General features: G+C 71.1%; 20 protein-coding genes. 13 read left to right on the forward strand and 7 right to left on the reverse strand.

Annotated features, from left to right (window positions below):
• Window positions 1-108 precede the first annotated feature (108 nt).
• The 6 genes from ACFQSB_RS17615 (at window position 109) to ACFQSB_RS17640 (ending at window position 7,598) form a co-directional block, all read left to right on the forward strand.
• Window positions 109-1,500 carry an RDD family protein gene (locus tag ACFQSB_RS17615; protein WP_380827636.1) on the forward strand — a complete coding sequence of 464 codons (1,392 nt, stop codon included), beginning with the start codon at window positions 109-111 and terminating at the stop codon, window positions 1,498-1,500.
• 169 nt (window positions 1,501-1,669) lie between these two features.
• A complete protein-coding gene (locus ACFQSB_RS17620; RefSeq protein ID WP_354844342.1) occupies window positions 1,670-2,395 on the forward strand; it encodes an RDD family protein in 726 nt (241 codons plus the stop codon).
• 289 nt (window positions 2,396-2,684) lie between these two features.
• A complete protein-coding gene (locus ACFQSB_RS17625; RefSeq protein ID WP_354844345.1) occupies window positions 2,685-2,843 on the forward strand; it encodes a hypothetical protein in 159 nt (52 codons plus the stop codon).
• Between the two features lie 138 nt (window positions 2,844-2,981).
• On the forward strand, window positions 2,982-3,314 hold the full coding sequence (locus ACFQSB_RS17630) for a histone-like nucleoid-structuring protein Lsr2 (protein ID WP_354844348.1): 333 nt from the start codon (window positions 2,982-2,984) through the stop codon (window positions 3,312-3,314).
• A gap of 312 nt (window positions 3,315-3,626) precedes the next feature.
• Window positions 3,627-6,173 (forward strand): ATP-dependent Clp protease ATP-binding subunit, encoded by a 2,547-nt coding sequence (locus tag ACFQSB_RS17635; RefSeq protein WP_354925462.1) that lies wholly within the window; start codon window positions 3,627-3,629, stop codon window positions 6,171-6,173.
• Window positions 6,174-6,653: 480 nt separating this feature from the next.
• Complete coding sequence (locus ACFQSB_RS17640; RefSeq protein ID WP_354844354.1) at window positions 6,654-7,598, forward strand: sugar phosphate isomerase/epimerase family protein; 945 nt, start codon at window positions 6,654-6,656, stop codon at window positions 7,596-7,598.
• A gap of 49 nt (window positions 7,599-7,647) precedes the next feature.
• Here ACFQSB_RS17640 and ACFQSB_RS17645 read toward each other — a convergent pair whose 3' ends face one another.
• The gene (locus ACFQSB_RS17645) at window positions 7,648-8,514 is read right to left on the reverse strand and encodes an HhH-GPD family protein (RefSeq protein WP_380827638.1); all 867 of its coding nucleotides are present in this window, start codon (window positions 8,512-8,514) and stop codon (window positions 7,648-7,650) included.
• A 153-nt stretch (window positions 8,515-8,667) separates the two neighbouring features.
• Here ACFQSB_RS17645 and ACFQSB_RS17650 point away from each other — a divergent pair, with 153 nt between their 5' ends.
• Window positions 8,668-9,408 (forward strand): hypothetical protein, encoded by a 741-nt coding sequence (locus ACFQSB_RS17650; protein WP_380827639.1) that lies wholly within the window; start codon window positions 8,668-8,670, stop codon window positions 9,406-9,408.
• Between the two features lie 41 nt (window positions 9,409-9,449).
• Here ACFQSB_RS17650 and disA read toward each other — a convergent pair whose 3' ends face one another.
• The 5 genes from disA to ACFQSB_RS17675 form a co-directional block, all read right to left on the reverse strand.
• Window positions 9,450-10,526 carry a DNA integrity scanning diadenylate cyclase DisA gene (gene disA, locus ACFQSB_RS17655; RefSeq protein ID WP_380827641.1) on the reverse strand — a complete coding sequence of 359 codons (1,077 nt, stop codon included), beginning with the start codon at window positions 10,524-10,526 and terminating at the stop codon, window positions 9,450-9,452.
• Window positions 10,527-10,594: 68 nt separating this feature from the next.
• Window positions 10,595-12,025 carry a DNA repair protein RadA gene (gene radA, locus ACFQSB_RS17660; protein ID WP_380827642.1) on the reverse strand — a complete coding sequence of 477 codons (1,431 nt, stop codon included), beginning with the start codon at window positions 12,023-12,025 and terminating at the stop codon, window positions 10,595-10,597.
• Window positions 12,026-12,113: 88 nt separating this feature from the next.
• Entirely contained in the window at window positions 12,114-12,428 is a 315-nt protein-coding gene (gene trxA / locus ACFQSB_RS17665) for a thioredoxin (protein WP_380827643.1), read from the reverse strand.
• On the reverse strand, window positions 12,425-12,808 hold the full coding sequence (locus ACFQSB_RS17670) for a MerR family transcriptional regulator (RefSeq protein ID WP_354844372.1): 384 nt from the start codon (window positions 12,806-12,808) through the stop codon (window positions 12,425-12,427). Before ACFQSB_RS17670 ends, trxA begins: the two co-directional genes overlap by 4 nt.
• A gap of 99 nt (window positions 12,809-12,907) precedes the next feature.
• Window positions 12,908-13,606 (reverse strand): class I SAM-dependent methyltransferase, encoded by a 699-nt coding sequence (locus ACFQSB_RS17675; protein ID WP_380827644.1) that lies wholly within the window; start codon window positions 13,604-13,606, stop codon window positions 12,908-12,910.
• 106 nt (window positions 13,607-13,712) lie between these two features.
• Between ACFQSB_RS17675 and ACFQSB_RS17680 the strand changes: the two genes are divergently transcribed.
• The 6 genes from ACFQSB_RS17680 (at window position 13,713) to ACFQSB_RS17705 (ending at window position 20,052) form a co-directional block, all read left to right on the forward strand.
• Window positions 13,713-14,528 carry a sugar phosphate isomerase/epimerase family protein gene (locus ACFQSB_RS17680; RefSeq protein WP_354925450.1) on the forward strand — a complete coding sequence of 272 codons (816 nt, stop codon included), beginning with the start codon at window positions 13,713-13,715 and terminating at the stop codon, window positions 14,526-14,528.
• Window positions 14,529-14,591: 63 nt separating this feature from the next.
• The gene (locus ACFQSB_RS17685) at window positions 14,592-15,362 is read left to right on the forward strand and encodes a TetR/AcrR family transcriptional regulator (RefSeq protein WP_380827646.1); all 771 of its coding nucleotides are present in this window, start codon (window positions 14,592-14,594) and stop codon (window positions 15,360-15,362) included.
• Window positions 15,363-15,540: 178 nt separating this feature from the next.
• Window positions 15,541-17,688, forward strand: coding sequence for a heterodisulfide reductase-related iron-sulfur binding cluster (locus tag ACFQSB_RS17690; RefSeq protein ID WP_354844384.1), 2,148 nt, complete (start codon window positions 15,541-15,543; stop codon window positions 17,686-17,688).
• Between the two features lie 140 nt (window positions 17,689-17,828).
• Window positions 17,829-18,650, forward strand: a complete 822-nt coding sequence (locus tag ACFQSB_RS17695) for a hypothetical protein (protein ID WP_380827648.1) — start codon at window positions 17,829-17,831, stop codon at window positions 18,648-18,650.
• Window positions 18,647-19,729: a glycosyltransferase gene (locus ACFQSB_RS17700; RefSeq protein WP_354844390.1), complete on the forward strand. Its 1,083-nt coding sequence runs from the start codon at window positions 18,647-18,649 to the stop codon at window positions 19,727-19,729. The genes ACFQSB_RS17695 and ACFQSB_RS17700 overlap by 4 nt, the downstream gene beginning before the upstream one ends.
• Window positions 19,730-19,770: 41 nt before the next feature.
• Window positions 19,771-20,052, forward strand: a complete 282-nt coding sequence (locus tag ACFQSB_RS17705) for a metal-sensitive transcriptional regulator (RefSeq protein ID WP_354844393.1) — start codon at window positions 19,771-19,773, stop codon at window positions 20,050-20,052.
• Window positions 20,053-20,686: 634 nt separating this feature from the next.
• Here the strand turns inward: ACFQSB_RS17705 and ACFQSB_RS17710 are convergent.
• Window positions 20,687-22,039 carry a hypothetical protein gene (locus ACFQSB_RS17710; protein WP_380827650.1) on the reverse strand — a complete coding sequence of 451 codons (1,353 nt, stop codon included), beginning with the start codon at window positions 22,037-22,039 and terminating at the stop codon, window positions 20,687-20,689.
• Between the last annotated feature and the right edge of the window lie 9 nt (window positions 22,040-22,048).

A 22,048-nucleotide genomic window follows, 5' to 3' on the forward strand; every position in this document is an offset into this window, starting at 1 on the left:
GGTGACGGAATGGAAAGGTGACTGTTGATCCCGCTGTCGCTACCTTGGCAACACCACGGCACGTGCGCCTGACAGAGGCCACGTGCGAAGCCGAAGTGAGGTGACACGGTGAGCACCGGACAGCCGCCGTACCCACGCGACGAGCCGGACGAGGGTCATTCGTCAACCGGCTCTCCGCAATATGGGCAGCAGAACCCCCCGGGCATCGATCCGGAGGTGACCGTCGTCCACCGTCCCCAGCCGGCCTCGGAGCACTCCGCCTACCCCCAGCAGGGCTATGGCCAGCAGGGAGCCTACGGCCAGCAGGCAGGGACGGGAGCCTACGGCCAGCCGGGCGCCTACGGCCAGCAGGGTGGAACCGGAGCCTACGGCCAGCCTTCCCACCCCCAGCAGGGGCAGGGCTACGGGCAGCAGCAGTACGGCCAGCACGGTCAGCAGGGCCAGCAGCAGTACGGGCAGCAGCCCCAGCAGTACGGGCAGCAGGCGTACGGCCAGCAGGGTCAGCAGGAGGCCCAGCAGGGCTACGGCCAGCAGGGCCAGTCGTCGTCCTATGGCCAGCCGCAGTACGGCCAGCAGACCGGCGGCTACGCCCAGCCGCAGGGCTACGGGCAGCAGCAGTACGGCCAGCAGGCCCAGCAGGGCCAGCAGCAGTACGGCCAGCCGGAGGCCCAGCAAAGCTACGGCCAGCAGGGCCAGTACGGCCAGCCGGAAGCCCAGCAGGGCTACGGCCAGCAGGACGCGCAGCAGGCGTACGGCCAGCAGGCCCAGTACGGGCAGCAGCAGTACGGGCAGCAGGGGTACGGCCAGCCGCAGTATGGGCAGCAGGCCGGCCACGACCAGCAGGGCTACGGGCAGCAGCACGCCCAGCAGGCGCCGCCGTACGGGGCGGCCTACGGCCAGCAGGGCTACGGCCAGCAGCAGTACGGCCAGCAGGGCTACGGCCCGGCCGGCTACCAGCAGGGCTACCCGGCCACCGGCACGCAGCCTCCGGGCGCCCCGGCCCCGCTGGCCGAGTGGTGGCAGCGCCTGGTGGCCCGCATCATCGACATCGTCATCATCGTGATCCCGTATGTGATCCTCAACGCCGTGCTGGCGGCGCTCATCGTCACCGCGCCGAGCTTCGACCCCGCGACGGGCGCGATCAGCCCGGGCGGCGGCGTGTTCCTGGCCAGCCTGCTGACGGCGATCCTGGCCGGGCTGGTCTGGGTCGGCTACGAGTTCCTGATGACCAAGCAGCGTGGCCAGACGGTCGGCAAGATCGTCATGGGCATCAAGATCGTCCCAGTGGGCGGCGGCGTCGAGGGCGGGCTCGCCTCGGACGTCGCGATCAAGCGCGCCGGCGTCCTGTGGGGCTTCGAGTTCCTCGCGTGGGTCCCGGTCGTGGGCCTGGTCACGTGGGTGTTCTACCTGGTGAACGTCCTGTGGCAGTTCTGGGACAAGCCGCTGCAGCAATGTCTGCACGACAAGGTCGCCAAGACCGTCGTCGTGAAGATCAAGTAAGCGGCGCGCGATCGGGGCCGGGGGTGATCCCCCGGCCTCGTTTGCTATATGCGACCGATCCGGCGCACACGTGGCGGCCGAATCGGCGAAAAGGTAACGGACATACCCCTACATGCGATAGGACCTTGCACGAACCGCAGCTTCCTTCGCAGTCGCGAAAGGTGACGAAATGACGGCAGAACCACCCCCCGGCGGTTACGATCCGCAGGGCCCGGGCCAGCCATACGGCAACCCCCAGGGTGGCGGCTATGGCGCCCCTCAGGGCGGCTATGGCGCTCCCCAGGGCGGCTACGACGCCCCCCAGGGGGGCTACGGTGCACCCCAGAGCGGGTACGGCGCACCCCAGGGCTACAACGCCCCCTACGGCGGCCCCCAGGGCGCGCCGCTTCCTCCCGGCGCTCCCGCGCCGCTGGCCGAGTGGTGGGAGAGGTGGGTCGCCCGGATCATCGACATGCTGATCTTCGGCGTCGTCTACTTCATCCTGAACCTCATCCTCTCCCCGATGTTCGTGCCGTCGACGGAGGAAATTCTCGCCAACCCCGGTGTGGCGGTCTCCTCCTCCTTCGTCCCCGGCCTGGTCTCGGCGATCATCGCCTACGGCGCGTACGCCGCCTATGACTACGTGCTGCATTCCAAGGACGGGCAGACCATCGGCAAGAAGGTCATGAAGATCCGCCTCGTCGGCGTCGGCGGCGCTCCGGTGGATTCGTCGGCGTTGATGAAGCGCTCGGCTATCTACCCCGGCGTGCTGGTGCTGTACGGCATTCCCTTCCTCGGCGTCCTGTCGGGCATCTTCGTCCTCGTCCTCGGCGTGCTTATCCTCACCGACAAGCCGCTACAGCAGGGCCTGCACGACAAGCTCGCGGGCACGGTTGTGGTCAAGGCTCCCCGCTGAGATCAGCTTTATTGACGGGACGGCCGCGGCGCGGCCGTCCCGTCCGTGTTTTCCGGCGGATCCGCCTTTCCCGGGCCATCCGGTAAGACGCCTGGAGAGACGGAGAATGCTGTGGAACGGTCCTTCGCGGCTTTGGCCCCCGGCCCCGCAACCCCCGCTGACCTCCTGTGGGGATAGAGTCGGACCGTGACTCCCGGATGAGCGGGCCGTGGTACAGAGCGCGGGAGTCTCGTGTGACAATTAACGTGGGAGGGGCGCTGAATGCCCACCCCGCGTGGAGCGAGGATCAATGAACGATGTATTGTCCGCGTTGATACCACCCTTGGTGGTCGCCGCGGTGGTCATCATCGCGGTCGTCAAGCTGTTCCGTTCCGAAGCGGGGGGCCGGCGTCAGGAGGCGGAGTCCTCGGAGAAGTCATCTGAGGCATCTGAGGCTTCTTCCGACTGACCGGAGGGCTCGGCGCCGCCGCTCCTCTTGTACCTGTGGGTTCCATGAGAACCTGTGGGTTCCGTGAATTGTCAGCCGGGGTTACCGGGTATATCTTTGGCTGGCGAATCGAACAATGCTCTGCGAAAGGATTGCCAGATGGCCACGCAGATCCAGAAGATACTCATCGACGACCTCGATGGTGGCGAGGCCAATGAGACTGTCACCTTCGCGATTGATGGCTCCGCTTACGAGATTGACCTGAGCGGCGACAACGCCAAGAAGCTACGCGAGGCGCTGTCGGCTTTCGTGTCCAATGCCCGCCGGGCGGAGGGCGCCGCCACCCGGGGTCGCAAGCGGGGCGGCGGCCAGCGTCCGTCCCGGGAAAAGAGCTCGGAGATCAGGGCGTGGGCGAAGGCCCACGGGATCTCCGTCAGTGAGCGCGGTCGTATTGCCTCCTCTGTGGTCGAGCAGTACGAAGCGGCACACTGACGAGCTCTTTGTGGATCACTCGGCTATGGCGGTGACCAGTCAGGAATCGCCGCCATAGCCGCATGATCGTGTTTTCCGAGCGTGATCGTCCGGGGCGCGGCCCGGGGGTACACGTAAAACGGCGATGTTAAACGTCGTTCGCTTGCGGCGTAGCGGGAACATGTGACCCCCCAACAGTAGTTGGATGGAGCGTGAACGCCCTGCTCTCGGGGAACGTCTCCTGTCTAGAGCGGTCACCGGTCGGGGCTAGCATGCGGATGCGGCGGGCCCGGATATCCCGAGCTGCCTGACCGCTCTGTGAGGAGCGACGAGATGTTCGAAAGGTTCACTGACCGCGCACGGCGGGTTGTCGTCCTGGCCCAAGAAGAGGCCCGGATGCTCAACCACAACTACATCGGCACTGAGCACATTCTTCTTGGCTTGATCCATGAGGGTGAGGGTGTTGCCGCCAAGGCTCTTGAGAGCCTCGGCATCAGTCTTGAAGGTGTGCGCCAGCAGGTCGAGGAGATCATCGGCCAGGGGCAGTCGGCGCCGTCGGGGCACATCCCGTTCACCCCGCGCGCCAAGAAGGTCCTTGAGCTGTCGCTCCGCGAGGCCTTGCAACTGGGTCACAACTACATCGGCACCGAGCACATCCTCTTGGGCCTCATCCGCGAGGGCGAGGGCGTTGCGGCTCAGGTGCTGGTGAAGCTTGGCGCAGATCTCAACAGAGTGCGCCAGCAGGTCATCCAGTTGCTCCACGGCTACCAGGGCAAGGAGCCGGCGGCGGCGGGAGGTCCCCAGGAGTCCGCCCCCTCCACCTCTCTTGTGCTGGACCAGTTCGGCCGCAACCTGACCCAGGCCGCGCGTGAGGGCAAGCTCGACCCGGTGATCGGGCGCGACAAGGAGATCGAGCGGGTGATGCAGGTCCTGTCCCGCAGGACCAAGAACAACCCCGTTCTGGTCGGCGAGCCCGGCGTCGGCAAGACCGCCGTGGTGGAGGGCCTGTCCCAGAAGATCGTCAAGGGCGAGGTGCCCGAGACGCTGAAGGACAAGCAGCTCTACACGCTCGACCTCGGCGCGCTGGTGGCCGGCTCGCGCTACCGCGGCGACTTCGAAGAGCGCCTGAAGAAGGTCCTCAAGGAGATCCGCACGCGCGGCGACATCATCCTGTTCATCGACGAGCTGCACACGCTCGTCGGCGCGGGCGCCGCCGAGGGCGCGATCGACGCCGCCAGCATCCTCAAGCCGATGCTGGCCCGCGGCGAGCTGCAGACCATCGGCGCCACGACGCTCGACGAGTACCGCAAGCACCTGGAGAAGGACGCCGCGCTCGAGCGCCGCTTCCAGCCCATCCAGGTCGCCGAGCCCTCGCTGAGCCACACGATCGAGATCCTCAAGGGCCTGCGCGACCGTTACGAGGCGCACCACCGCGTGACGATCACCGACGCGGCGCTCGTGGCGGCGGCCCAGCTCGCCGACCGCTACATCAGCGACCGCTTCCTGCCCGACAAGGCGATCGACCTCATCGACGAGGCCGGCTCGCGCATGCGCATCCGCCGCATGACCGCGCCGCCGGACCTGCGCGAGTTCGACGAGAAGATCGCCCAGGTGCGCCGCGACAAGGAGTCCGCGATCGACGCGCAGGACTTCGAGAAGGCCGCCGCCCTCCGCGACCAGGAGAAGCAGCTCCAGCTCAAGCGCGACCGCCGCGAGAAGGAGTGGAAGGCCGGCGACATGGACGTCGTCGCCGAGGTCACCGAGGAGCTCATCGCCGAGGTCCTCGCGACGGCCACCGGCATCCCGGTCTTCAAGCTCACCGAGGAGGAGTCCCAGCGGCTGCTCCGCATGGAGGACGAGCTCCACAAGCGCATCATCGGCCAGGACGACGCCATCAAGGGCCTGTCCCGGGCGATCCGCCGCACGCGTGCGGGCCTGAAGGACCCGCGCCGTCCCGGTGGCTCGTTCATCTTCGCCGGCCCGTCCGGCGTCGGTAAGACCGAGCTGTCCAAGGCGCTCGCCGAGTTCCTCTTCGGGGACGAGGACGCGCTGATCATGTTGGACATGTCCGAGTTCATGGAGAAGCACACCGTCTCGCGGCTGTTCGGCTCCCCGCCCGGCTACGTCGGGTACGAGGAGGGCGGCCAGCTCACCGAGAAGGTCCGGCGCAAGCCGTTCTCCGTGGTCCTGTTCGACGAGATCGAGAAGGCCCACCCGGACATCTTCAACTCGCTGCTGCAGATCCTGGAGGACGGTCGCCTGACCGACGCCCAGGGCCGCGTCGTGGACTTCAAGAACACCGTCATCATCATGACGACCAACCTCGGCACCCGCGACATCTCCAAGGGCATCGGGGTCGGGTTCGCCAAGAGCAACGACGTCGAGGGCAACTACGACCGGATGAAGTCCAAGGTCCAGGAGGAGCTCAAGCAGCACTTCCGGCCCGAGTTCCTCAACCGCGTCGACGACGTCGTGGTGTTCCACCAGCTCACTCCGGCCGAGATCATCAAGATCGTCGATCTGATGCTGGCCCAGGTGGACGCCCGCCTCAAGGACCGCGACATGGGTCTGGAGCTCACCGACGCCGCCAAGCAGCTGCTGGCCGACCGCGGGTACGACCCCGTGCTCGGCGCCCGGCCGCTGCGCCGCACCATCCAGCGCGAGCTGGAGGACACGCTGTCGGAGAAGATCCTCTACGGCGACCTCCGTCCCGGTCAGGTCGTCAAGATCGCGACCGAGGGCGAGGGTGACGAGGCCACGTTCACCTTCGTCGGTGAGCAGAAGGCACAGCCCGAGATCCCCGACTCCGCGGCGGCCATCGCCGAGCCGGCGAGCAGCCGCGCCGGAGCCTCCGCCCGCCCGGCGGACCGCTCGGCCTAGTGACCGCTCGGCTTCGCACCGCGCGGCCGTGATGACCACCCGGTCATGACGGCCACGCGGTCGCGCGCCGGCTTCGGGATCTGGTGACGGGCCGACCCGCCACCAGGCAGGACATCGCCGCGGGACCCCTCGTGAGACCACCTCACGGGGGGTCCTTCGCATTTCATGAGATCACTTTGACCGTATCCGCTATGACACCACCGCAAGTAGTACTACACTCCGTAGAGCGAATCGGGTCAGAGTCGTGCCCACACGGCTCACAAGATCGACCGAGTGCGGTGAGCACCGCCGAGATCCCCCCACTGGTGTAGCGGGGGATCCGCTGCCGGGAGGACGCGGCGGCGGGTGCCGGCCGGGCAGACTCGGGCGAGCCAGGGCCGGATTCCTGGCAGGGAGGGCAATGCCGCGCGCGCCGAAACGGGCGCCCCGTGGCCATGAGGCCCGACAAGCGAACGCACGTACGCCTGGGAGGCACCCGAGATGCGCCTGTGTCATGAGGACGGCACGCTCGTTCACCTGTCCTACAACGCGGGCGTACACCCCGCCGAGGACCTGGAGAACCTGATCGCCCACCTCACGCGGTACGCCGTGCCCGTGCGCAAACGGCTCGGGGTCGACCGGCTCGGCATCGGCATGTGGCTGGCCCCGGCGGTGGCCGACCACCTCGTCGCCGACCGCATCGAGCTGGTGCGGCTGCGCCGCTCGCTGGAGGAGCGCGGCCTGGAGGTCGTCAGCCTCAACGGCGCGGGCGGCCGGGGCATGGGGCAGGACACCCCGGGGCCCGACTGGGCCAAGCCCGAGCGCTACCGCTACACGATGTCCCTGGCGCGCATCCTGGCCTTCCTGCTCCCCGAGGACGTCCGCTTCGGCAGCATCTCCACGATCCCGATCGGCTGGCGGCGCGACTGGCCCGCCGACCTGCACGCCATCGCCTCGCGGCGGCTGGACCGGCTCTCCCGCGAGCTGCGCGGCCTGCACAGCGTCACCGGCAAGACCATCAGGGTCGGCTTCCAGCCCTGGCCGGGCTGCGTGCTGGAGACCACCGAGCAGGCGGTCGAGCGGGTGTGCGGCATCGACTCCGAGTACCTCGGCGTCTGCCTGGACGCCTGCCACCTGACCTGCGGCGTCGAGGAGCCCGGCGCGGCCCTGCGCGGGGTCGCGGCGGCCGGCGCCTCGGTGGTCAAGCTCGGGCACGTGCACAACCACACCGGCGAGGCCCCGGCCACCGAGTCGATCCTCACCGACACCCTGACCGCCATCCTGTCGGGCCCGGCGGCCGCCGGCGCCCACATCGAGGTGGAGGCGCACGGGCTGGCCAGCCCCGCGAAGGGCAAGGGCCCCGCCGCCCTGGTCGCCACCCTCGCCGACGAGCTCGACTGGACCCGCCGCAACCTCACCGCCCTCGGCCTCAAACTCGCCGCCTGACCTCGACCTCCAAGCCCCGCTACGGGTGGGTGGTCGAGCGACTCGGTGGTCAGGCGGGCAGGCGGTAGGCGTCGTCGGGGAGGGCCTCGGCCAGGCCGTCGGCGACCAGGCCGTCGAGGGCGCGCTCGCGCTGTACGGCGTCGTCCCAGACCACGTCCAGGGCGGCCTTGGGCACGGCGCCGTGTGCCTCCCGCAGGACGGCGAGCAGGCGTCCCCGGCACTGCCGGTCGGTGCCGGCGTAGGTCTGGCCGCGGCGCTCGGGGCCCTGGTAGGCGGGGCGGCCCGCCAGGCGCCAGGCGCAGGCGGCGGCGACCGGGCAGTCGGCGCACCGGGGCGCGCGCGCCGTGCAGACCAGCGCGCCGAGCTCCATGACCGCGACCGCCCAGCGCGGCGCGTCCAGAGGGGGGAGCAGCGACTCGGCCAGTTTGCGCTCGGCGGTCGTGGTGGCCTTCGGCGGGTACTCCTCGCCGCGTACGGCCCGGGCCAGCACCCGCCGCACGTTGGTGTCCAGCACCGCGTGGCTGCCGCCGAAGGCGAAGCTGGCGACCGCGGCGGCGGTGTAGTCGCCGACGCCGGGCAGAGCGCGCAGCGACTCGTAGCTCGACGGCACCCGCCCGCCGTGCTCGGCGGTGATCGCCCGGGCGCAGGCGTGCAGGTTGAGGGCGCGGCGCGGATATCCGAGGCGTCCCCAGTGGCGCACGGCCTCGCCGGGCGGCTCGGCGGCGAGCGCCGCGGGGGTGGGCCAGCGCCGCATCCACTCGTCCCACACCGGCAGGACGCGCACCACAGGCGTCTGCTGCAGCATGATCTCGCTCACCAGGATCGCCCACGGGCCGGCGTCCGGCCGCCGCCAGGGGAGGTCCCTGGCGTTCTCGGCGTACCAGTCGAGGATGGGGGCGTGCAGTCCGGTGGCCACGGGACCGAGCCTAACGGCCCTCCCGGGGGGCGGCGGCTCGCGCCGCCAGCGCGGGGCGATTGGGGTGGTTCGCCCGGAGTGGTGCGGTACGGGGGCCGCCCGTGTCGGCGGGTCGTTACCCACCTGAGGGTCTGAACTCACCATACTGACTGTATGGATCCGGACACGTTCCGTGGCGATGTCGGCGTCGAGGGGCCGGAGGTCTACTGGCGCCGCCGGGTGTCGGTGCTCACCGGGGCGCTGGTCGTCGTGGCCGTGGTCGCGTGGGCCTGCTCCAGCGCCTCCGGGGGCGCGGGTCCCGGCGGGCGGCCGGTGACGGCCGCGTCCAGAGATCCGAGCCGATCCCCGAGCGCGACGGCCTGGCCCACGGCGGCGGCGGTCCCGGGTTCGGCGGGGAAGACGGCCGGAGCCGGCGGGAACGAGGGAGACGCCCGGGTGGCGGGAGCGCCGCACGTCTCGCGGCCGCGCACGCCTTCGCCGAGCCCGCACCGTCCCCGCCGCCCGGGCGACCGGTGCGGCGACGCCGACCTGGTGATCAGCCTGCGCGGGCGGTCGGAGGTCTACTCCGGGGGGCGCTTCCCCAGGTTCATGCTCACCGTCGTCAACATCGGCCGGTTCGACTGCACGGTGGACGTCGGGCCCCGCAAGGTCGAGGTGCGCGTCACCTCCGGCTCCGACCGCGTGTGGTCGACCGCCGACTGCCTGAGCGGCGAGGGCGCCGACGTGCGGCGACTGTCGCGCGGGGTGCCGCACGTGCGCATGGTCGGCTGGGACCGGCGCCGCTCGGGGCCCGACTGCCGCGCGACCCGCTCGCGGGCCGGCAACGGCACCTACGTGGCGGCGGCGCGGCTGGGCGCGCTCAGAAGCCGCAAGGTCGTCTTCCACCTGCGCTGAGTGGTCCCTTCGGCGTCCCGGCCGCCGAGCCCACGCGCGGGTCAGACGTAGCGTTCGAGGATGGAGGCTTCGGCCAGGCGGGAGAGGCCCTCGCGTACGCTGCGCGCACGGGACTCGCCGACGCCGCCCACCGACTGCAGGTCGTCGGTGCTGGCCGCCAGGAGCTTCTGGAGGCCGCCGAAATGGTCCACGAGCCGGTCCACGACGCTCGCGGGCAGCCGGGGGACCTTGGCCAGCAGGCGGAACCCCCGGGGGCTCACCGGGCTTTCCAGGGCCTCGGAACCGGTGTGGCCGAGCACGTGGGCGACCGCCGTGAGGTCGAGCAGGTCGGAGGGGGACAGCAGGTCGAGCTCCGCCAGCGCCTCGCCGACCCGGTGAGGCCCGGCGGGCAGGTAGTCGCGCATGATCAGGTCGCGGTCCTCCTCGACCCCGGCGACCAGCTCGGCGAGCTGGAGCGACAGCAGCCGGCCGTCGACGCCGAGCTCGACGACGTACCCCTCGATCTCGCCGGCGATGCGGCGCACCATCTCCAGCCGCTGGACGACGGCCGTCACGTCGCGCACGGTGACGAGGTCTTCGATCTCCAGGGCCGACAGCGTGCCGGACACCTCGTCCAGACGCATCTTGTAGCGCTCGAGGGTCGCGAGCGCCTGGTTCGCCCTGGAGAGGATCGCCGCGGACTCCTCAAGGACGTAGCGGACGCCTTCGAGGTAGAGGGCGATGATGCGCATGGACTTGCTGATGGTGATGACCGGGTAGCCGGTCTGGCGCGCCACCCGCTGGGCGGTGCGGTGGCGGGTGCCGGACTCGTTGGTCGGCAGCGAGGAGTCGGGGACGAGGTGGACGGCCGCCCGCAGGATCTTGCGGCCCGCGCGGTCCAGGACGATGGCGCCGTCCATCTTGGCCAGCTCGCGCAGGCGCGTCGCGGAGAACTCCACGTCGAGGGTGAAGCCTCCCGTGCAGACCTCCTCGACCGTCTGGTCGTGGCCGAGCACGATCAGGCCGCCGGTGTGGCCACGCAGGATGCGCTCCAGGCCGTCGCGCAGCTCGGTGCCCGGAGCGAGCATCGCAAGCGTGGATCTTCGCCGTTCGTCGATCCCCTTGTTGGTGTTTGCCACAGGGCCCCCGCTGGTCGCTGACGTCGCCCAGTTTACCGGCGAAGAGGCGGCCGTACCCGGACGCCGCTTCAGGTTACGTGGGTGAGCGCGTCCCATACGTTCTCGGCTTCGGTGACGTCGAAACCTTGGGAGAAGGTGGTCGTGCGGACGGGCGGGCGGGCGACGGGCACCGGCCGCAGGGACTCCTTGCCGGCCGCGGCGATCGCGGAAGGGGCCTGGTCGAGGGAGCCGGCGGGGATCAGGGCGCGGGTGAAGCCCAGGCGGGCGGCCTCGGCGACCCGCCGGCGGACGTCCCTGACCGGGCGCAGCTCGCCGGCCAGGCCGACCTCGCCCAGCACGACGAGGCCGGCCGGCAGCGGACGGTCGCCCGCCGCGCTGGCCACGGCCAGCATCACCGCAAGGTCGACCGCGGGGTCGTTCAGGCGGATGCCGCCGACGGTCGCGGTGAACACGTCGCAACCGCTCAGCCTGGCGTTGAGCCGGCGTTCGAGCACCGCGAGGATCATCGTGACGCGGAAGGGGTCGAGGCCGGAGGACGAGCGGCGGGGCTGCTGGGCCTCGGTGGGGCCGACGAGCGCCTGCACCTCGGCGGGCAGCGGGCGGGTGCCCTCGACGGTCACGGTGACGCAGGTGCCGGGGACCGGCTCGGAGCGCCGCGAGACGAAAAGGCCGCTCGGGTCGGGCAGGCCGCGGATGCCGGCCTCGTCGAGGTCGAAGCAGCCGACCTCGTCGGTGGGGCCGAAGCGGTTCTTGATGCACCTGACCATGCGCAGCCGGGAGTGGCGGTCGCCCTCGAAGTGCAGGACGACGTCGACCAGGTGCTCGAGCACGCGGGGGCCGGCGATCGAGCCGTCCTTGGTGACGTGGCCGACCAGCACCGTGGACATGCCGCGCTCTTTGGCCAGCCGGACCAGGTTGCCGGTGACCTCGCGCACCTGGGTGACGCCGCCGGGCACGCCGGTGGCCTGGGAGGAGCCGATGGTCTGCACGGAGTCGACGATGAGCAGCCGCGGCTGGACCTTCTCGACGTGGCTGACCAGAGCGGAAAGATCGGTCTCGGCGGCGAGGTAGAGCTGGTCCTGGATGGCGCCGATGCGGTCGGCGCGCATGCGCACCTGGGCCGAGGACTCCTCGCCGGTGATGTACAGCACCGTCTCGTGGCGGGCGATGCTGGCCGCGGCCTCCAGCAGCAGAGTGGACTTGCCGATGCCCGGCTCGCCGGCGAGCAGGACGACGGCGCCCGGGACCATGCCGCCGCCGAGCACGCGGTCGAGCTCGCCGACGCCGGTGCTGCGCGCGCGGGCGAACTCGGCCTTGACCTGGCCGATGGGCACGGCGGGCGCGGTGACCGCGCCGCCCTGGACGACGTGGACCCCGGCGCGGGCGCCCTCTTCGTCGACCGTGCCCCATGCCTGGCACTCGCCGCAGCGGCCCACCCACTTGGTGGTGCGCCAGCCGCATTCGGTGCAGCGGTAGCCGGCCTTCTGCGTCTTGGTCATGCGGGGCACGTTATCGGCTGGGGCCGACAAACCTCACCGGATGCGTCTCCCGTCCCCCGGCCCCCGTCGCGTCACCACAGGTGGAGGCTCAGAACTCGCCTTCGAGGTCGGCGAGCAGGAGCCGCTTGGGCTTGGCGCCGATCACCTGGCGCACCACCTCGCCGTCCCGGTAGAGGTTCAGGGTGGGAAGCCCCAGCACCCCGTATCGGGAGGCGATCTCGGGGTGGTCGTCGAAATTGATCTTCGCCACGGTCAGCCGCTCGCCGTACTCGGCGGCGATCTCCTCCAGGATGGGGGCCACCATGCGGCACGGCGGGCACCACTCGGCCCAGAAGTCCACCAGCACGGGCTTGTCGCTGCGCAGGACCTGCTCGTCGAAGTTCTCGGCGGTCAATGTGATCATGATCGTGCTCCTCCGGTTCTCAGCGCGCATCCCGGGCACGCCTCGGCGAACTGCGCCGCCACCTCGGCGCGGCGCGCCAGCAGGGTGCGGATCTGGTCGTCTATCTCGGCGAGCTTTCGCCGGTAGACCTCGACGGACTCGGGACAGGCGTCGCCGGACCGGTTGCCGGCCCGCAGGCACTCCACGAACGGGCGGGCGTCCTCCAGCGTGAACCCGACGGTCAGCAGCGAGCGGATCTCGGTGACGAGCCTCAGGTCGGACTCGTCGTACTCCCGGTACCCGTTGGTCGCGCGCCGCGCCGCGAGCAGCCCCTGCTGCTCGTAGTAGCGCAGCGCCCGCGTGCTGACCCCCGCCCGCCTCGCCAGTTCTCCGATGCGCATCGGCCCTCCCTGATCCGCGCTCACGCTAACCCTTGACGCCAACGTCAAGGTCAAGCCCGGCAGTCCCGGCCAGGGGTCGCCGCGGGCGCGGAGGCCGGGTCAGTACAGGCGCCAGCGAAGGACGTTGGGGTAGTCGAGCTCCAGCCCGGGGGTGCGCGCGATGGCCTCCTCGGCGACGGCGGGCGCGAACTCGATGCGCAGCACCGCCTCCAGGTCGGCGCGGGAGGTGAAGACCATGCGCAGGTCGAGCTCGCGGCGCAGCCATCCCTGGCGCGACCAGAACGCCTCGACGTCCTGCGCGGAGTAGGAGGGGACCGTGCGGCTGAACCAGTCGCCGAACGCCCCGCGGGTGGCGTCCAGGTCGACCACGAACGCCGCGCCGCCCCGCCGGACCACCCGCGACAGCTCGCGCAGGCCGGGCTCGCAGCCGGGCCCGAAGAAGTAGGCCCAGCGCGCCACCGCCACGTCGACGCAGGCGTCGGGCACCGGCAGGGCCTGGGCGGTGGCCGTGCGGACCGACACGCGGTCCAGGCCGCGGCAGCGTTCGGCGGCCAGCGCGGCCAGGCTTGAGTGCGGCTCGACGCCGACGACCTTGCTCGCGGTGGCGGCGTAGCCGGGCAGGTGGTAGCCGGTGCCGCAGCCGATGTCCAGCACGACGCCGCCGGTCCACGGCCGCAGGGCCGAGATGGCGGCGTCCACCGCCCCGTCGGGGTCGACGGCGCGGTTCTCCAGTTCGTAGGTGCGGGGGGAGTTCCAGATGTTCGGGCTCGGTATGGCCCCCTCGACGATCCGCGCCATGGGGACACCGTAGACCAGGCAGGATGTCCCCCGGACCGTTGTGATCCTGCTTCCATCGCGGGTTGCGGAGCGCCACCTGGACGTGACCCGGCTTAGGCTGGCAGTTGTGACCGACGTCATCCGCGTCCCGAACGCCAAGATCGCCTTGTCCACCGCGTCGGTGTATCCGGAGCGCACTCCGGACGCCTTCGAGCTGGCCGCGCGCCTGGGATACGACGGTGTCGAGGTCATGGTCGGCGCCGACCCCGTGAGCCAGGACATCGACGTGCTCGAGCGGCTCGTCGACCACTACCAGATCCCGGTGCTGGCCGTGCACGCCCCCTGCCTGCTGGTCACCCAGCGGGTGTGGGGCCGCGACCCGTGGGCCAAGCTCGTGCGCGCCCAGAAGGCCGCCGAGCGTCTCGGCGCGCAGACCGTCGTGGTCCACCCGCCGTTCCGGTGGCAGCGCGACTACGCCCGCGACTTCGAGACGGGCCTGGCCCGCATCCGCGAGGAGACCGACGTGGTCTTCGCGGTGGAGAACATGTTCCCGCTGCGCGCCCGCGGGGCCGAGGTGGTCCCCTACTCCCCGGGCTGGAACCCGATCGACCAGGACTACCCGCAGGTCACGCTGGACCTCTCGCACACCGCCGTCTCCGGTTCCGACGCGCTGGAGATGGCCGAGAAGCTCGGCGACCGCCTGGCGCACCTCCACCTGGCCGACGGCGTCGGCACCACCAACAAGGACGAGCACCTGGTGCCGGGCAGGGGAGCGCAGCCCTGCGCGCGCATCCTCGAACGCCTGGCCACCGCCGGGTACGGCGGCCTCATCGTCCTTGAGATCAACACGCGCAAGGCGGCCGGGCGCACCGAGCGCATCGACGATCTGGCCGAGGGCCTGGCCTTCGCGCGGCTCCACTTCGCCGCCTCCTCGAACGCGTGATGGTTCCATGGGGGGCATGAGTCACAGAACGTCCGGCCACCCCCGCGGGGGGCCGAGGTGAGCGTGGCCGGCGAGGTCGGCGCGGACGGCAAACCCGTGGGCACGCGCAAGCCGGGCGCCGAGGGCACGCGCAAGCCGGGCGCCGTGGGCACGCGGAAGCCGGGTGCCGAGGCCACGGGCAAACCGGGCGCCGTGGGCACGCGGAAGCCGGGTGCCGAGGCCACGGGTAAGGCGGGCGCCGAGGGCGCGGCCTCCGGCGGCCGGCGGCCGGGCCGGCGGCGCGGCTCGGCGGACACCCGCGGCCAGATCGTGGCCGCCGCGCGCAAGATCTTCGCCGAGAAGGGGTACGACAAGGCGACGATCAGGGGCATCGCGCGCGAGGCCGAGGTCGATCCGGCCCTGGTCCACCACTACTTCGACACCAAAGAGGGCATTTTCGTCGAGGCGATGCAACTGCCGGTCGACCCGGGCACGATCATTCCCCTCATCCTCGAAGGGCCGCGCGAGGAGATCGGCGAGCGGCTGGTGCGGTTCCTGCTGACCATGACGGCCGACCCCGCCAACCGCGAGCCGATCCTGGCCATCCTGCGCAGCGCGATGACCAACGAGCAGGTGCTGGTGACCATCCGCGAGTTCATGACCATGGCGGTGTTCAACCGGGTCGTGGAGAGGCTCGGCATCTCGCCGGTGCGCATGGAGGTCGGGTTCGCGCAGATGTTTGGCGTGGTGCTGATGCGGTACGTCCTCCGGTTGGAACCGCTGGCCTCGGCCGAGATCGACGAGCTGGTGGAGATCCTGGCCCCGACGCTCCAGCGCTATCTGGGCGACGACTGACCGGCGATCGGCAGAGCATTATCCAGAGCATTGTTCTAGCATCGGGTCCACCAAGGATGTCCGGCCCCTGCGTACCGACGGTAAGTTACCGGCGAGTATCATTCGGGTTGGCCATGCCGTCACCGTGGATGACCGGTGTGTCTACGCTGGGCAGCCGACGCCATAGTTTGGAGGACCCGTGCTCCTTGTAGCGATCATCGGGCTGGTGATGACCGCCGTGGCGGTCACGCTCGCAGGTCGCCGCGTGCGCTGGCTCTACAGCCTCGCCACCAGCGGCCAGCCCGCGCCGGAGCGGGTGCGGTACGCCAAGGAGAACCTCGGCGCCGAGCTCAGGGCGCAGCTCGTCGAGGTGTTCGCCCAGCGGAAGCTGCTCAAGTGGACGCCGTCGGGCGTCGCGCACTTCGTGGTCTTCTGGGCGTTCGTGATCCTCGCCACGGTCTACCTGGAGGCGTACGGGGCGCTCATCCAGGGGGCGGTGACCGGCAGGCCCGACTTCCACATCCCGCTGGTCGGCACCTGGCCGGTCCTCGGCTTCCTCCAGGACCTCATCGCCGTCGCCTGCTTGGCCGGCCTGGCCGCCTTCGCCGTCATCCGCGTCAGGAACTCGCCGAAGAAGCTCGGGCGTGAGTCGCGCTTCTCCGGCTCCCACCTCGGCGGCGCGTGGCTCATCCTGTTCATGATCTTCAACGTGATCTGGTCGCTGTTCCTGTTCCGCGGCGCGGCGGTCAACACCGGCAACTTCCCCTACCGGTCGGGGGCCTTCGCCTCCGACGCCGCGGCCGCCCTGCTCCGCCCCCTCGGCGCGGGCGCCAACGAGCTGCTGGAGAAGGCCGGTCTGCTGCTGCACATCGGCGTCATGCTGGTGTTCCTGGTCATCGTGGTGAACTCCAAGCACCTGCACATCTTCACCGCCCCGCTGAACGTGGCGTTCTCCCGGCGCCCCGACGGCCTCGGCGCGGTGCCCGAGATGCGCAGCAACGGCAAGGCGCTCGACTTCGAGGAGGCCGACCCCGACACCGACGTCTTCGGCCGCGGCAAGATCGAGGACACCACGTGGAAGGGCTTCCTCGACTTCTACACCTGCACCGAGTGCGGCCGCTGCCAGTCGCAGTGCCCGGCGTGGAACACCGACAAGCCGCTCTCGCCCAAGATGCTGATCCTCGACCAGCGCGACCACGCCATGGCCATCGCCCCGTACCTGCTCGCCACCGAGGAGGAGCGGGCGAACCTGCCCGAGGACGTCCTGGCCCTGGCGGGCAAGCCGCTGGTCGGCGAGGAGGGCGTCATCCACCCCGACGTGCTGTGGTCGTGCACCAACTGCGGCGCGTGCGTCGAGCAGTGCCCGGTGGACATCGAGCACATCGACCACATCATCGACATGCGCCGCTACCAGGTCATGATCGAGTCGAGCTTCCCCTCCGAGGCGGGCGTCATGCTCAAGAACCTCGAGAACAAGGGCAACCCGTGGGGCGTGTCCGAGATGAAGCGCGCCGAGTGGATCGAGGAGCTGGCCGCGCGCGAGGTCGACCCGATCGAGGTCCAGGTCATCGACGAGAAGGTCCCCGACGACCTGGAGTACCTCTTCTGGGTCGGCTGCGCCGGAGCCCTGGAGGACCGCGCCAAGAAGACCACCAAGGCGGTCGCCGAGCTGCTGCACATCGCCGGGGTGAAGTTCGGCGTGCTCGGCCCGATGGAGGCCTGCACGGGCGACCCGGCCCGCCGCCTGGGCATGGAGTTCCTGTTCAACATGCTCGCACAGCAGAACATCGAGACGCTGAACGAGGCCGGGGTCAAGAAGATCGTCGCCACCTGCCCGCACTGCTTCAACACCCTGGCCAACGAATACCCGCAGCTCGGCGGCATGTTCGAGGTGGTACACCACACCCAGCTGCTGGCCAAGCTGGTCGAGGAGGGCAGGCTCACCCCGATCACCCCGATCGAGGAGAAGATCACCTACCACGACCCGTGCTTCCTCGGCCGCCACAACAAGGTGTACGCCCAGCCGCGCGACATCATGGCCAAGGTGCCGGGCGTCCAGACCCAGGAGATGCACCGCTGCAAGGACCGCGGCTTCTGCTGCGGCGCGGGCGGGGCGCGCATGTGGATGGAGGAGCGCATCGGCAAGCGCATCAACACCGAGCGGGTGGACGAGGCGCTGACCACCGACCCCGACACCGTCTCGACCGCGTGCCCGTTCTGCCTGGTCATGCTGGGCGACGCCATCAACGAGAAGAAGAACAACGGCCAGGCCAAGGAGTCCCTTGAGGTGGTCGACGTCGCGCAGCTCCTCGTCACCTCCGTGAAGGGCCGGCCGGTCACGGCCTGACGCCGCTCGACCCGGGACGTGACCTGCGGAAACGGCCCTGCCCATCCGGTGGTAGGCGGGGCCGGAAAACCTTTCTCCACATAACGGGGAAATCACGGTAACCTCAACGCGCGGGGCTCAATCGACGGGGAGGGGCTACGGTGCGCGTTGTCGTTACCGATGCCGAGGTCACCTTGGCCGACGTCCTCTCCCTCCGCGTGTCCATCGAGCACCCCCTCCCCGAGGGCACGCGGCTCGTCCTGCGCCAGCGGGGCACCGGAAGCGAGGCCAAGGTCGTGCTCGGCACGCCGGGAGCGGAGGCGCGCGACGCCTCGGTCGCGGTGTCGCTGACCCCGCTCGGCCTGGCCCCCGGCCGGTGGGACACCTACCTCGAGCACGACGGCGGCCCCGCCGACGGCGAGCCCGCCCGGCGCACCCGCATGCACTGCGTCGATCCGGGCTTCTCGCTCGACCGGCTGGACGCCTACGCGCTGAGCCGCCGCACCATGGCCTACCGCGCCTACCGCACCCTCAACGGCTACCTGGCGCTGAAGATCTCCCCCGCCGAGCCGGTCGCCGACGTGCGCGCGGTGTGGTTCCGCGAGGGCCGCTTCGAGGTCACCGGGCTGCTGGCCTACACCGGCTTCGACGACGACGACGCCCACCGCACCGCCCGTCTCGCCCTGCGCAGCACCTCCGGCCCCGACACGGCCGTGACCGCCGCCGCCACCGTGCAGGGCGTGCGTTTCCACGCGGCGCTGTCGTTGTGCGACGTGATCGCGGCCACGCCCGAGTACGAGGGGCTGTGGGCCCCGTCCCTGGAGGTGGACGGGCTGGAGACGCCGCTGCCGCTCGGGGCGCGCATCGACGATGTGGACGGCAAGCGCCGCCGCGTGCAGTATCCCGACACCAGCGTCGACGGCGTGCCGGTCCGGCCGTGCTACACCGTGGACGACGAGCTCCGTCTCGAGGTGGGCGGGTGAAGATCTGCTTTCTGGTCCCCTCCGCGTACGGCATGCGCGGCGACACGCGCGCGGTGCTCAACCTCGCGACCGAGCTGGCCGGTCGCCACGAGGTCGAGATCATCAGCGTCCGCAGGGTGCGCGAGGCGCCGTTCTTCCCGGTGGATCCGCGCATCGCGCTGCGCTGGCTGATCGACGCGCGCCCTGGGGTGCGCCATCTGCTGCCCCGCGGCCAGATGCGCACCGAGGTGGCGCTGTGGCGCACTCTGCGCGGCCTGCGCGGCGATGTGCTGGTGACCACCAGGCCCGGCCTCAGCGTCCAGGCCGCCCGGCACGTTCCCCGCGAGACCTTGCGCATCGCCCGCGAGTGGAGCCGCCCCGCGGTGCCCGCGCCCGTGCGGCGGTTCTATCCCAAGCTGGACGCCGTGGTGGCCTCCACCGAGGCGACCGGCGAAGAGATGATCCGCCTGCTGGACGGCGCCGGCGATCCGCCGGTGCTCGTCGTCCCCGACGCGCTGCCGCCGGCGCCCTGGCCGCGCTCGCGCATGGACAACCGCATCGTCTCGGCCGGCGGGCGGTGGCTGCCGGGCAAGTCGTTCGACCGGCTCATCCGCGCGTTCGCCATCGTGGCCGACAAGCGCCCCGACTGGCGGCTGCGCCTGTACGGCGGCGGCCCCGAGGAGAAGCGGTTGCGGGCGCTGGTCGGCGAGCTGAACCTGCACAACAACGTGTACTTCATGGGCACCACCCCTGATCTGCAGGGGGAGTTCGCCAAGGCGTCCATCGTGGCCGTCACCTCCCATGCCGAGACGCCGGGCATGACGGTGATCGAGGCGCTCGCCTGCGGCGTCCCGGTGGTGGGGTTCGAGGGCGCCCGGGGGTTCGGGGAGTTCGTGACCCCCGGCCGCGACAGCGTGCTGGTGCCCTCGGGCGAGGGCGAGATCGGCGCGTACGCCTCGGCGCTGCTGGCGCTGATCGACGACGAGCGCCGGCGCATGGTGCTGGCGGCGGGGGCGCGCGAGTCGGCCGCGGAGCACGCCGCGCCGGCCATCGCCGCCCGCTGGGAGTCGCTGGTGGAGGGCCTGAGAGCCCGCGTCTGAGCAGCGCGGGAGCCATACCCCGAACAGGTATCGTGGACGGTATGCATGGGTACAGCGGTGACAAGCAGGCCTATCTGACCAGGCTCCGGCGCATCGAAGGCCAGATCCGCGGGTTGCAGCGCATGGTCGAGGAGGACTCCTACTGCATCGACGTCCTCACCCAGGTGTCGGCGGCCACGCGCGCTCTGCAGGCGGTGGCGCTGGGGCTGCTGGAGGACCACATCGGGCACTGCGTGCGGGACGCCATCGACGCCGGGGGGCCCGAGGCCGACGAGAAGGTCAAGGAGGCGTCGGCGGCCATCGCCCGGCTCGTGCGCTCCTAGCCGGGCCGGCGACCGGCACGCGCCGCCGCGCAAGGCCCGCCCGGTCCAGGGTGGGGGAGACCGGCCGGAGGCGCCGCGCGCCGTCCACGCGGCCGTCCGCGGGACGGGTGAGGCTAGTGCGGCGGGTGGGCGCACGGCCCGGGTGGACTAGTCCGCGGGGGACGTGTGAGGGGGCTCGAGGGGCCCGCTCACAAAACCGTCCCGAACTCCGGGGGAGTCCGGGACCAGTTCTGAGAGCTACTTCAGTGGCTCACCGAAGTCCGCAACCCGAGCGCGTTGTCGAGCTCATCCAGCGTCAGCTCTCGCTCGCTGACAGCGACGGCGCTGAGCACCTCCGCGTAGAGCGCGATCTCGTCCAACGCGACACGGTCATGGACCCTTGAGTCCAGATAATCGTGCCCCACCGCGTCGTCCTTCCTTCCGCAGCCCACACCCTCTTCGAGGTTACGGCCGGGTGGCTTTCCACGACATGGCCCATCGGGACCATTCGTCACACCCGCCCGTGTCCCCGTGGAACCATTTCCCCGTTCCGAGATCACAATTCCGTCAAACCCGCAGATCAGGGGGCGGGGAATGATATACGCGAGGTAAGCAGGAAATAACCCTATAAACCGTTTAGATCTGGCCGACGGGATCAGGAGTGGCGTATCCATTCCGCTGAGGTCGCTGGGACGGAGGGCGCCGGGTCGTCCCGCTCGTGGATCAGGCAGGTCACCGTGGCCGAGGACGTGGGGAAGCCGCGCGGCGGCGGGGCCGTTCCGGTGACACGGCACCAGGCGAGCCCCGCGGCGTACCCGGCTCCCAGCAGAGCCGCGGCCGAGGCCCGGTCGGGCGGACGAAGCGGGGCGGGCGGCTCGCCGTCCCGCGGCCAGCAGCCCCGCAACGGGTGACCCGGATCGGTGAGCGCCGCGTGGAAGGCGCGCCGCAACTCCGGATCCAGCCACGGATAGAGCTGGGGCGCCACGCCCGGCGCCACGGCCTGGACGTCCGCGGCGAGCAGCGAGGCGGCCACCGCCCGCGGGTCGGCGCCGTGGACCTCCACGAACGACAGCGCCTCCACCAGGTCGTAGAGCATGTGGCGCAGGTGCCGGCCGGGCGAGGACTCCGCCTCCAGGGCGCCCCCGAGATGCGGCGGGCAGCGCGCGAGCCACGCCCGCCGCGCCGCCTCGGCGTCGCCCGCCGGGTGGTCCAGCCACGGCCGCGCCCGCAGCGGCTCCACCATCGCCAGCAGCGCGGCCGCGCGGGGCGCGAAGCGGGGGTCGGCGAGCAGCACGCGGGCGGTGCCCGCGAGCTGCCCGGCCACGCGCACCGCCGCGCCCGCCCCGCGCGCCAGCCGCTCGATGTAGAGGGCGGTCAGCGCCGAGAGCGGCATCGGCGGCAGCCAGCGCACCCAGTCGTCGCCCGGCAGCGGGCGGGAGAGGAACTCCCCGAACATCGACAGCAGCACCTCGTTGCCGTCGAACGCGGGGGCGTACGCGCACCACATGATCGTCCCCCACATCGCGGCGACCGGGGCCGTGACGTCGGGGTGGAACACCTCGCGCAGCGGCCCCGTGGAGAAGGGGGCCTCCTCCTCCCTGGCCGCGCCGGCGACGTCCAGCAGCGCCCGCAGGCGCTCGGTCATGTCGCGCGGCACGTCGGGGCCGACGAACGCCTGCGTGGAGCCGCGGTCGAAGGCCAGGTCGGCGGCGGAGGGCAGCAGTTCCTGCGGAACGGGCGGCGCCGGGTGGGCCGGGGTCGCGGCGGCGCGGACGCGCGGGGCGGCGGGCGGGGCCGACAGGTGCCACAGCCCGTCCTGGGCGTCGTGGCGGTGCCAGCGGGCGTGCGTCCCGAACAGCCAGCAGGCGCCGTCGGGGGTGCGCAGCAGGCGCGCGGCCATCGCCTGCGCCTGCGTGGGTGCGGGGACGTCCGCCCACCGCGGGTCGGCGACCATGGCGCGGACATCCCGCTCGATCGCCTCGAAAGGGTCCCACTGCACGGCCGCCATGCTACTGGG

Origin of the sequence: Sphaerisporangium rhizosphaerae (genome assembly GCF_042665155.1) — a bacterium.
Classification (GTDB): domain Bacteria; phylum Actinomycetota; class Actinomycetes; order Streptosporangiales; family Streptosporangiaceae; genus Sphaerisporangium; species Sphaerisporangium rhizosphaerae.

What these genes read in the sequence shown, in the direction of transcription:
- ACFQSB_RS17620 (WP_354844342.1), top strand. Translation starts at nt 1,670, where the DNA reads ATGACGGCAGAACCACCCCCCGGCGGTTACGATCCGCAGGGCCCGGGC.
- ACFQSB_RS17625 (WP_354844345.1), top strand. Translation starts at nt 2,685, where the DNA reads ATGAACGATGTATTGTCCGCGTTGATACCACCCTTGGTGGTCGCCGCG.
- ACFQSB_RS17630 (WP_354844348.1), top strand. Translation starts at nt 2,982, where the DNA reads ATGGCCACGCAGATCCAGAAGATACTCATCGACGACCTCGATGGTGGC.
- ACFQSB_RS17635 (WP_354925462.1), top strand. Translation starts at nt 3,627, where the DNA reads ATGTTCGAAAGGTTCACTGACCGCGCACGGCGGGTTGTCGTCCTGGCC.
- ACFQSB_RS17640 (WP_354844354.1), top strand. Translation starts at nt 6,654, where the DNA reads ATGCGCCTGTGTCATGAGGACGGCACGCTCGTTCACCTGTCCTACAAC.
- ACFQSB_RS17650 (WP_380827639.1), top strand. Translation starts at nt 8,668, where the DNA reads ATGGATCCGGACACGTTCCGTGGCGATGTCGGCGTCGAGGGGCCGGAG.
- radA (WP_380827642.1), bottom strand. Translation starts at nt 12,025, where the DNA reads ATGACCAAGACGCAGAAGGCCGGCTACCGCTGCACCGAATGCGGCTGG.
- trxA (WP_380827643.1), bottom strand. Translation starts at nt 12,428, where the DNA reads ATGATCACATTGACCGCCGAGAACTTCGACGAGCAGGTCCTGCGCAGC.
- ACFQSB_RS17670 (WP_354844372.1), bottom strand. Translation starts at nt 12,808, where the DNA reads ATGCGCATCGGAGAACTGGCGAGGCGGGCGGGGGTCAGCACGCGGGCG.
- ACFQSB_RS17675 (WP_380827644.1), bottom strand. Translation starts at nt 13,606, where the DNA reads ATGGCGCGGATCGTCGAGGGGGCCATACCGAGCCCGAACATCTGGAAC.
- ACFQSB_RS17705 (WP_354844393.1), top strand. Translation starts at nt 19,771, where the DNA reads ATGCATGGGTACAGCGGTGACAAGCAGGCCTATCTGACCAGGCTCCGG.
- ACFQSB_RS17710 (WP_380827650.1), bottom strand. Translation starts at nt 22,039, where the DNA reads ATGGCGGCCGTGCAGTGGGACCCTTTCGAGGCGATCGAGCGGGATGTC.